The organism is Streptomyces sp. NPDC001980, assembly GCF_040296885.1.
GTDB lineage: Bacteria > Actinomycetota > Actinomycetes > Streptomycetales > Streptomycetaceae > Streptomyces.
This window is the reverse complement of the sequence record NZ_JBEOYD010000043.1, coordinates 68,487-82,651: the sequence shown is the minus strand read 5'-3', so window position 1 is coordinate 82,651 and position 14,165 is coordinate 68,487. Positions and strand designations below refer to the sequence as shown.

12 protein-coding genes, 1 rRNA gene and 1 riboswitch are annotated in these 14,165 nt (G+C 69.4%); of the genes, 12 read left to right on the top strand and 1 reads right to left on the bottom strand.

What is annotated here, in order from left to right:
• The 11 genes from rrf to ABT137_RS41835 form a co-directional block, all read left to right on the top strand.
• Nucleotides 1–95 (top strand): 5S ribosomal RNA (gene rrf, locus ABT137_RS41885); the annotation flags it as partial.
• 112 nt (nucleotides 96–207) lie between these two features.
• Entirely contained in the window at nucleotides 208–816 is a 609-nt protein-coding gene (gene clsA / locus ABT137_RS41880; protein WP_217554532.1) for a cardiolipin synthase ClsA, read from the top strand.
• Nucleotides 817–943: 127 nt separating this feature from the next.
• Entirely contained in the window at nucleotides 944–3,439 is a 2,496-nt protein-coding gene (locus ABT137_RS41875; RefSeq protein WP_351717328.1) for a sugar phosphate nucleotidyltransferase, read from the top strand.
• Between the two features lie 106 nt (nucleotides 3,440–3,545).
• Nucleotides 3,546–4,457, top strand: a complete 912-nt coding sequence (locus tag ABT137_RS41870) for a DUF881 domain-containing protein (RefSeq protein ID WP_351717326.1) — start codon at nucleotides 3,546–3,548, stop codon at nucleotides 4,455–4,457.
• Nucleotides 4,454–4,786, top strand: a complete 333-nt coding sequence (locus ABT137_RS41865) for a small basic family protein (protein ID WP_046727248.1) — start codon at nucleotides 4,454–4,456, stop codon at nucleotides 4,784–4,786. The genes ABT137_RS41870 and ABT137_RS41865 overlap by 4 nt, the downstream gene beginning before the upstream one ends.
• Before the next feature lie 5 nt (nucleotides 4,787–4,791).
• Complete coding sequence (locus ABT137_RS41860; protein WP_351717331.1) at nucleotides 4,792–5,625, top strand: DUF881 domain-containing protein; 834 nt, start codon at nucleotides 4,792–4,794, stop codon at nucleotides 5,623–5,625.
• Nucleotides 5,626–5,815: 190 nt separating this feature from the next.
• Nucleotides 5,816–6,646, top strand: a complete 831-nt coding sequence (locus ABT137_RS41855) for a zinc-ribbon and FHA domain-containing protein (protein WP_351717324.1) — start codon at nucleotides 5,816–5,818, stop codon at nucleotides 6,644–6,646.
• A gap of 41 nt (nucleotides 6,647–6,687) precedes the next feature.
• Entirely contained in the window at nucleotides 6,688–7,425 is a 738-nt protein-coding gene (gene ftsR / locus ABT137_RS41850; protein WP_351717322.1) for a transcriptional regulator FtsR, read from the top strand.
• A gap of 91 nt (nucleotides 7,426–7,516) precedes the next feature.
• Nucleotides 7,517–7,990 carry a bifunctional nuclease family protein gene (locus ABT137_RS41845; protein WP_026253112.1) on the top strand — a complete coding sequence of 158 codons (474 nt, stop codon included), beginning with the start codon at nucleotides 7,517–7,519 and terminating at the stop codon, nucleotides 7,988–7,990.
• Nucleotides 7,991–8,286: 296 nt separating this feature from the next.
• Nucleotides 8,287–8,931, top strand: a complete 645-nt coding sequence (locus ABT137_RS41840) for a MerR family transcriptional regulator (protein WP_351717320.1) — start codon at nucleotides 8,287–8,289, stop codon at nucleotides 8,929–8,931.
• A gap of 71 nt (nucleotides 8,932–9,002) precedes the next feature.
• Nucleotides 9,003–10,376, top strand: a complete 1,374-nt coding sequence (locus ABT137_RS41835; RefSeq protein WP_351717318.1) for a DNA polymerase IV — start codon at nucleotides 9,003–9,005, stop codon at nucleotides 10,374–10,376.
• A gap of 120 nt (nucleotides 10,377–10,496) precedes the next feature.
• Here ABT137_RS41835 and ABT137_RS41830 read toward each other — a convergent pair whose 3' ends face one another.
• Complete coding sequence (locus ABT137_RS41830) at nucleotides 10,497–10,877, bottom strand: PRC-barrel domain-containing protein (RefSeq protein WP_351717316.1); 381 nt, start codon at nucleotides 10,875–10,877, stop codon at nucleotides 10,497–10,499.
• 113 nt (nucleotides 10,878–10,990) lie between these two features.
• A riboswitch (glycine riboswitch) is annotated at nucleotides 10,991–11,084 on the top strand.
• A 177-nt stretch (nucleotides 11,085–11,261) separates the two neighbouring features.
• Here ABT137_RS41830 and gcvP point away from each other — a divergent pair.
• Complete coding sequence (gene gcvP, locus ABT137_RS41825) at nucleotides 11,262–14,147, top strand: aminomethyl-transferring glycine dehydrogenase (protein WP_351717315.1); 2,886 nt, start codon at nucleotides 11,262–11,264, stop codon at nucleotides 14,145–14,147.
• Nucleotides 14,148–14,165: the final 18 nt, after the last annotated feature.

Below are 14,165 nucleotides of genomic sequence, written 5' to 3'. Positions count from 1 at the left end.
AAACGCCCGGTTACATTCCGAACCCGGAAGCTAAGCCTTACAGCGCCGATGGTACTGCAGGGGGGACCCTGTGGGAGAGTAGGACACCGCCGAACTTCCTTTAGAGCTCTGGCTCTTGGGCAACAAGCCCAAGAGCCAGAGCTTTTTTGCGTTGAGGTAGGGTCAGGGGGAAAAGTTGGCTCGTTTCCCACCACAGGAGGCCCCCGGGTGGAGGTCCAGGAGACGCGTGTCCAGACGGACCGTGTCCTCACCATCCCGAACATCCTCAGCATGGCGCGTCTGGTCGGCGTACCCGTCTTCCTGTGGTTGATCCTCAGGCCCGAGTTCGGCGGGCCCAAGAGTGACGGCTGGGCCTTGCTGGTACTGCTCTTCAGCGGCGTCAGCGACTACCTGGACGGCAAGCTCGCCCGGCGCTGGAACCAGATCAGCAACCTCGGCCGGCTGCTGGACCCCGCAGCGGACCGGCTCTACGTGCTGTCGACGTTGGTCGGGCTCACCTGGCGCGAGATCCTGCCGCTCTGGCTGACGGCCGTGCTGCTGCTGCGCGAGCTGGTGCTGTTGGTGATGGTGGGGATCCTCCGCCGGCACGGCTATCCGCCACCCCAGGTGAACTTCCTGGGCAAGGCCGCGACCTTCAATCTGATGTACGCGTTCCCGCTCCTCCTGCTCAGTGACGGAAGCGGCTGGATCTCGTCACTCGCTGCTATTTTCGGATGGGCGTTCGCAGGGTGGGGTACAACGCTCTACTGGTGGGCAGGAGTGCTCTACGTGGTGCAAGTCCGCCGCCTCGTCCGTGCGGACGCCACAGCCGATTGAGCTCGGCGATTGTCCGGACGAAGTGGCCCCTCGATTGCTCTCGATGGCCCGCGGCGGAAAAGTGCGGGACAATCTGGACGGGTGAAGTCGGCTAGACCGTCATCTCTTAGAGGAGGACGCTTCCGACATGAAGGCCGTCGTGATGGCCGGTGGTGAAGGCACACGCCTTCGCCCCATGACCTCCAGCATGCCCAAGCCACTCCTTCCGGTCGTCAACCGACCGATCATGGAGCATGTGCTACGGCTGCTCAAAAGGCATGGGCTCACCGAGACCGTCGTCACTGTGCAGTTCCTGGCATCGCTGGTCAAGAACTACTTCGGGGACGGCGAGGAGCTCGGTATGGAGCTCACCTATGCCAACGAGGAGAAGCCACTCGGTACCGCCGGAAGCGTCAAGAACGCCGAAGAGGCGTTGAAGGACGATGCTTTCCTCGTCATCTCCGGCGATGCGCTGACCGACTTCGACCTCACCGAGCTGATCAACTTCCACAAGGCAAAGGGCGCGCTCGTCACGGTCTGTCTGACGCGCGTGCCCAATCCCCTGGAATTCGGTATCACCATCGTCGACGAAGAGGGCAAGGTCGAGCGCTTCCTTGAGAAGCCGACCTGGGGCCAGGTCTTCTCCGACACGGTGAACACGGGCATCTATGTCATGGAGCCCGAGGTGTTCGACTACGTCGAGGCCGATGTTCCCGTCGACTGGTCCGGCGATGTCTTCCCGCAGCTGATGAAGGAAGGCAAGCCGATCTACGGCTACATCGCCGAGGGCTACTGGGAGGACGTCGGTACCCACGAGTCGTACGTGAAGGCGCAGGCCGACGTCCTGGAGGGCAAGGTCGACGTCGACATCGACGGCTTCGAGATATCCCCGGGTGTATGGGTCGCCGAGGGCGCCGAGGTGCACGCGGACGCCGAACTGCGCGGGCCGTTGTACATCGGCGACTACGCCAAGGTCGAGGCCGGCGCGGAAATCCGCGAGCACACCGTCGTAGGGTCCAATGTCGTCGTGAAGAGCGGCGCCTTCCTGCATCGGGCCGTCGTCCACGACAACGTGTACGTCGGGCAGCACAGCAATCTGCGGGGCTGTGTCGTCGGAAAGAACACCGACATCATGCGGGCCGCGCGGATCGAGGACGGGGCGGTCATCGGTGACGAGTGCCTGATCGGTGAAGAATCGATCGTTCAGGGCAATGTCCGGGTCTATCCCTTCAAGACCATCGAAGCCGGCGCCTTCGTCAACACGTCGGTGATCTGGGAGTCCCGGGGGCAGGCTCACCTGTTCGGCGCTCGGGGCGTGTCCGGGATCCTGAACGTCGAGATCACCCCGGAACTCGCCGTACGGCTGGCCGGCGCGTATGCCACCACTCTGAAGAAGGGGTCCACCGTCACGACGGCCCGTGACCACTCCCGTGGTGCCCGTGCGCTCAAGCGGGCGGTGATCTCCGCGCTCCAGGCGAGTGCCATCGACGTACGCGACCTGGAGAACGTGCCGTTGCCCGTGGCCCGGCAGCAGACCGGGCGGGGCAGTGCCGGCGGGATCATGATCCGGACCTCGCCCGGGGTGCCGGACTCCGTCGACATCATGTTCTTCGACGGGCAGGGCGCCGACCTCTCCCAGGCCAGCCAGCGCAAGCTGGACCGGATCTTCGCGCGGCAGGAGTACCGGCGCGCGTTCCCCGGTGAGATCGGCGACCTCTATTTCCCGGCCAGCGTCTTCGACTCGTACACCGGGTCGCTGCTGCGGAACGTCGACACGACCGGGGTCGCCGAATCGGGCCTCAAGGTCGTCGTGGACGCCTCCAACGGCAGCGCCGGGCTCGTACTGCCGAGCCTGCTGGGCAAGCTCGGTGTGGACTCGCTGACCGTCAATCCCGGCCTGAACGAGGCGAGGCCCACGGAGACGGCCGATCAGCGGCGGGCCGGGCTGGTACGGCTCGGCGAGATCGTGGCGTCGTCCGGGGCCGCGTTCGGTGTGCGGTTCGACCCGGTCGGTGAGCGGCTGTCCCTGGTGGACGAGAAGGGCCGCATCATCGAGGACGACCGTGCGCTCCTTGTGATGCTCGACCTGGTCGCGGCCGAGCGGCGCAGCGGCCGGGTGGCGCTTCCGGTCACCACGACCCGGATCGCCGAACAGGTGGCCGCGTACCACGGCACCCAGGTCGAGTGGACGACCACCTCTCCCGACGACCTCACGCGCGTGGGGCGCGAGGAAGGCACCATCTTCGGCGGTGACGGCAAGGGCGGGTTCATCGTTCCGGAGTTCAGCAGCGTCTACGACGGTACGGCCGCGTTCGTACGCCTGATCGGTCTGGTGGCGCGGACGCAGCTCACACTCAGCCAGATCGACGCCCGGATCCCGAAGGCGCACGTCCTCAAGCGGGACCTGGCCACACCGTGGGCTGTCAAGGGGCTGGTCATGCGGCGTGTCGTCGAGGCGGCCGGTGATCGGTTCGTCGACACGACCGACGGGGTGCGGGTCGTCGAGACCGACGGGCGCTGGGTGATGGTGCTGCCCGACCCGGCCGAGGCGGTCACCCATCTGTGGGCCGAGGGGCCCGACGACGCGTCCGCGCAGGCTCTGTTGGACGAGTGGTCGGCGACGGTGGACAGCGCCGGACGGTAAAACCGCTGCACGCGTGCGTGCCGGACATGTGTCCCCACGGGGGCCGGTCCGGCACGCCGGTGGGGCCGTTCGGAGGTACCGGTCGCAACGTGCGACGATGTGCGGCATGCCGCAGCAACCCCCCGTTCGGAGCAGCGCCGCCCGGCCGTCGCGTCCGGACGCCTCCATGTCGTTGATCACCAACGTCATGGATCACAGCCTCGACGACGGGTACGCCGAGGCGGCCGCGCGCAAGCGGGCCCAGGGGGAGAGCGGCGGGATGCCGAAGACCCTCCGGGCCAGGCTGGGACTCGCCGGCGGTCTGGTGCTGGCGGCCCTCGTGGTGACCGTGGGAGCGGCGCAGGCGCGTGTGACGGCGCCCGTGGTGGCCAAGGAGCGCCAGGAGCTCATCGACAGGATCGACCGGGAGACGACGGCCGCGGACAGGCTGGAGACCAATGTCGACAAACTCCGGGACGACGTCAGCGCCCGCCAGCGCGCCGCACTGAAGGAGAGCGGCGGCAGCGGGCAGGCGGACCTGGTGGACGTCCTGTCGGGCGCCACGGCGGTGCACGGCCCCGGCGTGAAGCTGGTGGTGAACGACGCCAAGGAGGCCTCCTCGGGCGGCGACGCCGGCAATCCCCGGGAGACCTCCGGGTTCTCCGACACCGGCCGGGTGCGCGACCACGACATGCAGCGCGTCGTGAACGGGCTGTGGGCCTCGGGCGCCGAGGCGGTCTCGATCAACGGGCAGCGGCTGACGGCCCTGTCCGCGATCAGGGCCGCGGGGAGCGCGATACTTGTCGACAACAGGCCGCTGGTACCGCCGTACACGGTGCTGGCGGTGGGGGACGGGGAGAAGCTCGGCTCCAGGTTCCAGGACAGTCCCGACGGGCTGTATCTGCATGCCCTGGAGGAGAACTTCGACATCCGGGCGACCATCTCCACGGAGAGTGACGTCCGGTTGCCCGCCGCGCCCAGCGTGATCGTACGTACAGCACAGCCGTACACCGAGAAGACTGAGAAGGGCACATCGTGATCGCCGTACTTGGCCTCGTCGTGGGCGTCGTGGCCGGACTGTTGGTCCGGCCTGAGGTTCCGGCGGTCGTCGAGCCGTATCTGCCGATCGCCGTCGTCGCGGCGCTCGACGCCGTCTTCGGCGGTCTGCGGGCCATGCTGGACGGGATCTTCGACGACAAGGTCTTCGTCGTGTCGTTCCTGTCCAACGTGGTGGTGGCCGCGCTGATCGTCTTCCTCGGCGACAAGCTGGGTGTCGGCTCGCAGCTGTCCACGGGGGTCGTGGTGGTCCTCGGTATCCGCATCTTCTCCAACGCCGCGGCGATCCGGCGACACGTCTTCCGGGCGTGAGCGGCATGGGCGAGCACGAGAAGGAGCCGGAGCACCGGCTGCGCAGAGAACTCCCGGCCGAGGTGCCCGCGACGGCGCCGGAGGCCGGCTCCGCCGCGCCGGAGTCGGAGGCCAAGGTGACCGGCCGCGAGAGGCTGGTCCAGGGGCTGTGGCCGCCACGCGTGAGCAGGGCCCAACTGATCGTCGCCGTGCTGCTGTTCGGGCTCGGGTTCGGGCTCGCCGTGCAGGTGGCGTCGAACAGCGACAGCGACAGCGCGCTGCGCGGGGCCCGTCAGGAAGATCTTGTCCGCATCCTCGATGAACTGGACGACCGTACTCAGCGTCTTGAGGACGAGAAGACAGGACTCGAGAAGCAGCGCCAGGAGTTGCAGAGCAGCTCCGACCAGGCGGCGGAGGCCCGCAGGCAGACGGCCGAGAAGGAGCGGCAACTCGGTATTCTCGCGGGCACCGTGGCGGCGCAGGGTCCTGGCATCACGATGACGGTCGACGACCCGAAGGGGACGGTGCAGGCGGACATGCTGCTCGACGCGATCCAGGAACTGCGTGCGGCCGGCGCGGAGGCGATCCAGGTCAACGGGGTCCGAGTGATCGCCGGCACCTACCTCACCGACTCCGGGAAGAGTGTGAGCGTCGACGGGAACAAGATCACCCAGCCCTACGTTTTCAAGGTGATCGGCAAGCCGCAGGACCTCGAACCGGCCCTCAACATCCCCGGAGGCGTGGTGCAGACCCTTGAGAAGGAACAGGCGACTGTGACCGTCGAGCGATCCGCCAAGATCGTCGTGGATGCCTTGCGACCGGCGAAGCAGCCTGACTACGCTCGGTCGTCCTCACAGTGAACCGGCGGTGCATGGGGGACGTCCGGCGAGGGCATGAGGATGCGGGGGGTCGGCGCACCGGGGAACCGGAGCGTGGTGGAAACTGTCTGGTGGATACGGACGTTGTGTGGTTGTCCGGGTCGGCCGGTTTATTCAGTCAGGGTTCGTCCTGCCCCACGGGCGGGTCTGTTTCGGTCAAGGGGAATCGCCCGTGAAGTTGTTTGCGAAGTTGTTCGGCAAGAGCGCGCGAGAGGGTAGCGACAACGCGACCGCGCGCCATCGGGCACAGCCCGACGCGGAGGGCCAGCGCCCGCTGTTCCGGGACCAGGTGGCTGGTCCGGGGGGTGACATTTCGGGAGGTCAGGGCGCGCCGTCAGTTGACCCGTCCCAGTCCGGCGGCATAGGTTTCGGGCAACCGTCAACCTCAGGTACGGGTGGAGGGTTCACCTCCGGCCCGTACGCGTCCAACGCCCCGGCGGGGCAGCCGCGGCAGGAGGATCCGTCCATGTCGGCCCTGGTTTGTACGAGGTGCGGTAACCGCAACGCGGAGAACGCCCGCTTCTGTTCCAACTGCGGAGCCCCGCTGCGTGCGGGCGCCGTCCCCGAGCGTGCGTCGGAGACGACGTCCACGATCTCGATCTCCGGCCTGGAGGCCTACGACGCCGAGGTCACCGGCCAGACCCAGATGCCGTCGCTCTCTCCCGAGGCGCAGGCGGCGGTCGACGCGCTGCCGCTCGGCTCCGCGCTGCTGGTCGTGCGCCGAGGCCCGAACTCGGGCAGCCGATTCCTGCTGGACAGCGAGCTGACCACGGCCGGCCGCCACCCGCAGAGCGACATCTTCCTTGACGACGTGACGGTGTCGCGTCGGCACGTGGAGTTCCGCCGCCAGCCGGACGGCTCGTTCACGGTGGCCGACGTCGGCAGCCTCAACGGCACGTATGTCAACCGGGAGCGCATCGACCAGGTCGCTCTGTCGAACGGTGACGAGGTCCAGATCGGCAAGTACCGGCTGGTCTTCTACGCGAGTCGGCAGGGCATCTGACCCTCCGGAGCTCGCCTGGAGGACCCCAGGGAAGAAGGTCCATGCTGCACACACCGAGCGGCGGTACCGGTCACGGCACCGCCGCCACGGAACCCGGGCTGATGAGCATCGGCACGGTGCTGAACGTGCTGCGCGACGAGTTCCCCGAAGTCACCATCTCCAAGATCCGCTTTCTGGAGTCGGAGGGGCTCATCGAGCCGCGCCGTACCCCTTCCGGGTACCGGAAGTTCAGCGCCGGGGACGTGGAGCGTCTCGGACACGTTCTGCGGATGCAGCGGGACCACTATCTGCCGCTCAAGGTCATCCGGGAGTACCTGGAAGCCATGGAGCGCGGCGAGGCGGTACAGCCGCCCGTGCTGGGACGGCAGCGGGACGGCGAGGCCGTGCCGACGGCTCCCGAGGTGCCCACGGTGGCGCGGATCGGCCGGGACGAACTGCTCGCGGCCGCCGACATCGACGAGAGCCGCCTCGCGGAGTGGGAGTCGTACGGACTGATCGCTCCGCTGGAGGACGGCGTGTACGACGTGGAGACGGTCACCGTGGCCTCGCTCGTGGCCGAGCTGGGCCGGTTCGGGATCGAGCCGCGCCATCTGCGGGCGATGAAGGCCGCCGCCGACCGGGAGGCCGGCCTGGTGGACCAGGTGGTGGCGCCGCTCAAGCGTCACCGCAACCCGCAGACCAGGGCCCATGCGGAGGCCCGTACGAAGGAGCTGGCGGCGCTCACGGTGAAGCTGCACGCCGCGCTGATGCAGACGGCGCTGGGGGTGCGGCTGCCGTGACAAACGCGACAGGACCCGGGCGGAGGCCGGATCGGGCGCGCGTTCCGGGCCCGACTACCCAAACGTCCCGGGCACGGCCTAGGGTTGCTGTGTGAACGAGCTCGATGTCGTAGGTGTCCGGGTGGAAATGCCCTCCAACCAACCGATCGTGCTCCTGCGCGAAGTGGGAGGCGACCGTTACCTCCCCATCTGGATCGGGCCGGGGGAGGCGACGGCGATCGCGTTCGCCCAGCAGGGCATGGCGCCCGCCAGGCCGCTGACCCATGACCTGTTCAAGGACGTGCTGGAGGCCGTCGGCCAGGAGCTCACCGAAGTGCGCATCACGGACCTGCGTGAAGGCGTCTTCTACGCGGAACTGGTCTTCGCCAGCGGGGTCGAGGTGAGCGCCCGTCCGTCCGACGCCATAGCGCTGGCGCTGCGCACCGGAACGCCGATCTACGGCAGTGACACGGTGCTGGACGACGCGGGCATCGCGATCCCGGACGAGCAGGAGGACGAGGTGGAGAAGTTCCGCGAGTTCCTCGACCAGATCTCCCCGGAGGACTTCGGCACCAGCAGCCAGTGAGGACCGGAGCGGGCCCGTCATCCACCAGGAGGTCGGTGACGGGCCGATTCGTGACACAAGGCCCGCGACGGGCCGGTGCGGGGCCGGTCACAGCCGAAACTCATGGGCAATTGCCAGCGGCCATTGAGAGCGTCCTACGGCCTCCCGCCAGAGCATTCGGCTAGCCTTTCCCCGCGGTGGGGCACGGGAAACCACTCCTAGGGTGATTATCACTCGGCGTGCCGAGTGTGGCGATCGTTGACGCACCCCTGGTGACTGCCTACCGTCGAGAAGGCAGGTCAAGGACGGAGGTCGGCGTGAGAAGCAGCGGCGACGGTATGGCTGGGGGTGCCCCCGGACGCGGTTTCGGGGAGAGCGGTCCGTCCCCGCTTCACAGCAGCATTGCCGGTCACGCCCCTCAGCGGCCGACCGCAGTGCAAAGCGGCGGAGGGGCGGCGTCCATGGCCACCGAGGAGATCGGCTACCGCGGGCCAACGGCCTGCGCGGCGGCCGGCATCACTTACCGGCAGCTCGACTACTGGGCCCGCACCGGCCTGGTCGAGCCCAGCGTGCGGCCCGCCTACGGGTCGGGCACCCAGCGTCTGTACAGCTTCCGGGACGTCGTCGTCCTGAAGATCGTCAAGCGGTTCCTGGACACCGGGGTCTCCCTCCAGAACATCCGCTCCGCCGTCCAGCACCTGAGGGACCGCGGTTTCCGCGACCTGGAGCGCATGACCCTGATGAGCGACGGTGCCACGGTCTACGAGTGCACCTCGCCCGACGAGGTGCACGCCCTGCTCCAGGGCGGTCAGGGCATCTTCGGGATCGCGGTCGGCGTGGTGTGGCGGGACGTGGAGAACGCGCTCTCCCAGCTGCACGGCGAGCGCGTCGACACCGGCGAGACGCTCGTCGGCCACAACCCCGCCGACGAACTGGCCCGGCGGCGCAACCGGGCGGTCTGAAGGCCTCCTGTGATGCCCCGGCGCGGTTTCGTGCCGGGGCATTGTCAGTGCTGTGGTGCAGCATCGGAGATGTGAGAAACGCGCCCACGATCCTGCATCTCGACATGGATGCCTTCTTCGCCTCGGTGGAGCAGGCGTCCAAGCCGAGCCTGCGCGGGAAGGCCGTGGTCGTGGGCGGGCTGGGACCCCGCGGTGTGGTGGCCACCGCGTCGTACGAGGCCCGGGTGTTCGGGGTGCACTCCGCGATGCCGATGGGGCAGGCACGGCGGCTGGCGCCGAACGCCGCGTATCTGGTGCCCCGCTTCGGGCTGTACCGGTCGATCAGCGAGCAGGTGATGGGGCTGCTGCGCGGGCTCTCCCCGCTGGTGGAGCCGCTCAGCCTGGACGAGGCGTTCGTGGATCTGGAGGCCGGTGAGGTGGCCTGGGACGCCGTGTCGGCGCGCCTGGTGGGGGAGAGGCTCCGCGCAGACATACGGGCCGTCACCGGGCTCTCCGGGTCGGTCGGGCTCGCCGCCGCCAAGATGCTCGCGAAGATCGCCTCCGAGCAGGCCAAGCCCGACGGGCTGGTGCTGATCGAGCCGGGTACGGAGCGGGCGATGCTGGGGCCGATGACGGTGCGGACCCTGCCGGGGGTGGGGCCGGCCACGGGGGACCATCTGCGGCGGGCCGGGATCACCACGGTCGACGAGATCGCCGAGGCGGGGGAGGACGAGCTGGTACGGCTGCTCGGCAAGGCCCACGGCCACTCGCTGTACGCGATGGCGCTCGCGCACGACGAGCGGCCCGTGGTGGCCGAACGGGAGACGAAGTCGGTGTCGGTCGAGGACACCTACGACGTGGACATCCACGACCGGCTGCGGGTGGGGATGGAGGTGCAGCGGCTGGCCGACCGGTGTGTACGGCGGCTGCGGGGGGCCGGGCTGTCCGGACGGACCATCGTGCTCAAGGTGCGGCGGTACGACTTCTCGACCCTGACCCGGTCGGAGACGCTCAGGGGGCCGACCGACGACCCGGCGGTGGTACGGGAGGCGGCCGCGCGGTTGCTGGACTCGGTGGACACGACCGGGGGCGTGCGGTTGCTGGGGGTGGGGGTGTCGGGGCTGGCCGACTACACGCAGGAGGACCTGTTCGCGCAGGCAGCGGCCGGGGAGGGGGCGGCGGAGTTCGCCGCGGAGGAGGACGTTGCGGAGCCGGCCGCCGAGGAGCAGGTGGTTGCCGAGCGGCGGTGGCCTGCGGGGCATGATGTGCGGCATGCCGAATACGGGCACGGGTGGGTACAGGGGAGTGGGCTGGGGCGGGTGACGGTGCGGTTCGAGACGCCGGGGTCGGTCGAGCCGGGGAGAGTGCGGACGTTTCGGGTCGAGGACCCTGAGCTGGAGCCGGCGGAGCCGCTGCCGTTGGTGCCGGGAGGGCGGGGGGTTCCGGTGGACGGGGTGGGGGCGTGACCGAGGGATGTCGCTTACCGGCGCTGGCAGGGTGCCTCCCCCAGAGGGGGTACCCCCAGCCGAAGGCTGGGGGAGGAACCGCGCGATCAGCCCCCACCGGCCCGCACGCACCGTCGGCCATCAAGCACCCGCGTCCTCCGTTCCCGCCAGCTTGCCGAAGTCGCGGTCCGGGTGGTCGTGGGGCGGGGCGGTCGTGTCCAGGCCGTAGTGGTGGTAGAGCTGGAGTTCCTGTTCCGGGGAGAGGTGGCGGCCCACGCCGAAGTCGGGGGCGTCTTTGATCAGGGCGCGGTCGAAGGGGACCTGCAGGGTGCCCTCGACCAGTTCGCTGGGCTCCAGGGGCACGAAGGCGTCCCGGGAGAACAGGCCGGTGCGTATGGCCGCCCACTCCGGCACGCCCGTCGCGTCGTCGAGGTACACCTCGTCGATCGTGCCGATCTTCGTGCCGTTGCGGTCGAACGCCTTGCGGCCGATCAGGTTGCGCGGATCGATGTCGGTCTGCACGGGCCCTCCACTTGGTCGCAACTCATCCGTAAGCACTACAAAAGAGCACATTGAAGGAGGCGGCCACTCGAAGGCTCCGGTGTTGCCCTCGCTGGTACCCTGGCAACGGCTGCTGACCCCGTGCGGGAGAGTCCTCCGGGCAACCGGAGGCGCCGAAGGAGCAAATCCTCCCCGGAATCTCTCAGGCTCACGTACCGCACGGACGAGGTCACTCTGGAAAGCAGGGCGGACGTCGATGGTGTCCGCTCTCACCGACGGTGAAAGCCGGTGGTCCGCAAGGGCCCACTGGCGAAGCTCTCAGGTTAGATGACAGAGGGGGAGGCCGTCGGGGTACCCGTGCCGGGGTACCCCTCGAAGGTCGCGTCAGACCAGGAGGCCTCCGCAATGACCGCCCAGCGCATCCCGCTCTCCGAGCTTGAGCAGGGTATTCCCTTCGAGCAGCGCCATATCGGCCCCGACCACGAGGCTCGGGCCAAGATGCTCGCCCAGGTCGGGTACGGCTCGCTCGACGAGCTGACCGCCGCCGCCGTGCCGGACGTGATCAAGAACGCCGACCGCCTGGAGCTGCCGGACGCCCGGACCGAGGCCGAGGTACTGGCCGAGCTGCGGTCGCTGGCCGACCGGAACCAGGTGCTCGACTCGATGATCGGCCTGGGGTACTACGGGACCTTCACGCCGCCCGTGATTCTGCGCAACGTGATGGAGAACCCCGCCTGGTACACGGCCTACACGCCGTACCAGCCGGAGATCTCCCAGGGCCGCCTGGAAGCGCTGCTGAACTTCCAGACCGTGGTCGCCGACCTCACCGGGCTGCCCACCTCCGGTGCCTCGCTGCTCGACGAGGGCACGGCCGCCGCGGAGGCCATGGCCCTGTCGTTGCGCATGGGCAAGAACAAGAAGGGCGTCTTCGTCGTCGACGCGGACGCGCTGCCGCAGACCATCGCCGTGATCCAGACCCGGGCCGAGCCCACGGGCGTGGAGGTCGTGGTCGCCGACCTCGCCGACGGCATTCCGGCGGACCTCGCCGGGCGGGAGATCAACGGGGTGCTCGTCCAGTACCCCGGCGCCTCCGGTGCCGTACGCGACATCAAGTCCGTCGTCGAGCAGGCGCACGAAGTCGGCGCGCTCGTCACCGTCGCCGCCGACCTGCTCGCGCTGACCCTGCTGACCTCGCCGGGTGAGCTCGGGGCCGACATCGCCGTCGGCACCACCCAGCGGTTCGGTGTGCCGATGGGCTTCGGCGGGCCGCACGCCGGTTACATGGCGGTCCGTGAGAAGTTCGCGCGCAGCCTGCCCGGGCGGCTCGTGGGCGTCTCCGTGGACGTGGACGGGAACAAGGCGTACCGGCTGGCGCTGCAGACCCGTGAGCAGCACATCCGGCGGGAGAAGGCCACCAGCAACATCTGCACCGCGCAGGTGCTGCTCGCGGTGATGGCCGGCATGTACGCCGTCTACCACGGGCCCGAGGGGCTCAGGGCCATCGCGCGGCGGACGCACCGCTACGCCACGATCCTCGCCGCGGGACTCACGGCCGGCGGTGTCGAGATCGTGCACGGCGCCTACTTCGACACCCTGACCGCGCGCGTGCCCGGCAAGGCCGCCGAGATCGTCGGCGCCGCCCGCCGGGGCGGCGTCAACCTGCGTCTCGTCGACGCCGACCACGTCTCCATGGCCTGCGACGAGACCACCACCCGCGCCCAGCTGAGCGCCGTCTGGACGGCCTTCGGCGTCGAGGGCGACGTCGAGGCGCTGGACGCCGCCGCCGAGGACACGCTGCCCGAGGCGCTGCTGCGCGCCGACGGCTACCTGACCCACCCCGTCTTCCGGCAGCACCGCTCCGAGACCGCGATGCTCCGCTACCTGCGCAGGCTCGCCGACCGGGACTACGCGCTGGACCGCGGGATGATCCCGCTGGGCTCCTGCACCATGAAGCTCAACGCGACCACCGAGATGGAACCGGTCACCTGGCCCGAGTTCGGCCAGCTGCACCCGTTCGCGCCCGCCGAGCAGGCGCAGGGCTACCTGACCCTCATCCGGGAGCTGGAGGAGCGGCTCGCTGAGGTCACCGGGTACGACAAGGTGTCGCTGCAGCCCAACGCCGGATCGCAGGGCGAACTCGCCGGGCTGCTCGCCGTGCGCGCGTACCACCGCGCCAACGGCGACGCGCAGCGGACCGTGTGCCTGATTCCGTCGTCCGCCCACGGGACCAATGCCGCCAGCGCCGTGATGGCGGGTATGAAGGTCGTCGTCGTGAAGACCGCCGAGGACGGCGAGATCGACGTCCCGGACCTGCGGGCGAAGATCGAGCAGCACCGCGACGAGCTCGCCGTGCTGATGATCACCTACCCGTCCACGCACGGGGTGTTCGAGGAGCACGTCGCCGACATCTGCGCGCAGGTGCACGAGGCCGGCGGCCAGGTGTACGTCGACGGGGCCAACCTCAACGCCCTGGTCGGGGTCGCCAAGCCGGGGCACTTCGGCGGCGACGTCTCCCACCTCAACCTGCACAAGACCTTCTGCATCCCGCACGGCGGCGGCGGTCCCGGTGTCGGTCCCGTGGCGGTGCGCGCGCACCTCGCGCCGTACCTGCCGAACCACCCGCTGCAGCCGGCCGCCGGGCCGGAGACGGGCGTCGGGCCGATCTCGGCCGCGCCGTGGGGCTCGGCGGGGATCCTGCCGATCTCGTGGGCGTACGTCCGGCTCATGGGCGGCGAGGGGCTGAAGCGGGCCACGCAGGTGGCCGTGCTCAGCGCCAACTACGTCGCCAAGCGGCTGGAGCCGCACTTCCCCGTGCTCTACACCGGGCCCGGCGGGCTGGTCGCGCACGAGTGCATCATCGACCTGCGGCCGCTGACCAAGGCGACCGGAGTGAGCGTCGACGACGTCGCCAAGCGGCTCATCGACTACGGCTTCCACGCGCCGACGATGTCCTTCCCGGTGGCCGGCACGCTGATGATCGAGCCGACCGAGTCCGAGGACCTCGGCGAGCTGGACCGGTTCTGCGAGGCGATGATCGCCATCCGGGCGGAGATCGACAAGGTCGGGGCGGGGGAGTGGCCCGCCGACGACAACCCGCTGCGCGGTGCCCCGCACACCGCCGGTGCGCTGGGCGGCGAGTGGAAGCACGCGTACGGCCGGGAGGAGGCCGTCTTCCCCGCCGGGGTGTCCGCCGCCGACAAGTACTGGCCGCCGGTGCGCCGGATCGACCAGGCCTTCGGTGACCGGAACCTGGTGTGCTCCTGCCCGCCGCTGGACGCGTACGAGGACTGACGCGAAGGGTTTGACGGA

Bases quoted from the DNA above. Each gene is read 5' to 3' on its own strand.
- ABT137_RS41875 (WP_351717328.1), top strand. From the start codon at position 944: ATGAAGGCCGTCGTGATGGCCGGTGGTGAAGGCACACGCCTTCGCCCC.
- ABT137_RS41870 (WP_351717326.1), top strand. From the start codon at position 3,546: ATGCCGCAGCAACCCCCCGTTCGGAGCAGCGCCGCCCGGCCGTCGCGT.
- ABT137_RS41860 (WP_351717331.1), top strand. From the start codon at position 4,792: ATGGGCGAGCACGAGAAGGAGCCGGAGCACCGGCTGCGCAGAGAACTC.
- ftsR (WP_351717322.1), top strand. From the start codon at position 6,688: ATGCTGCACACACCGAGCGGCGGTACCGGTCACGGCACCGCCGCCACG.
- gcvP (WP_351717315.1), top strand. From the start codon at position 11,262: ATGACCGCCCAGCGCATCCCGCTCTCCGAGCTTGAGCAGGGTATTCCC.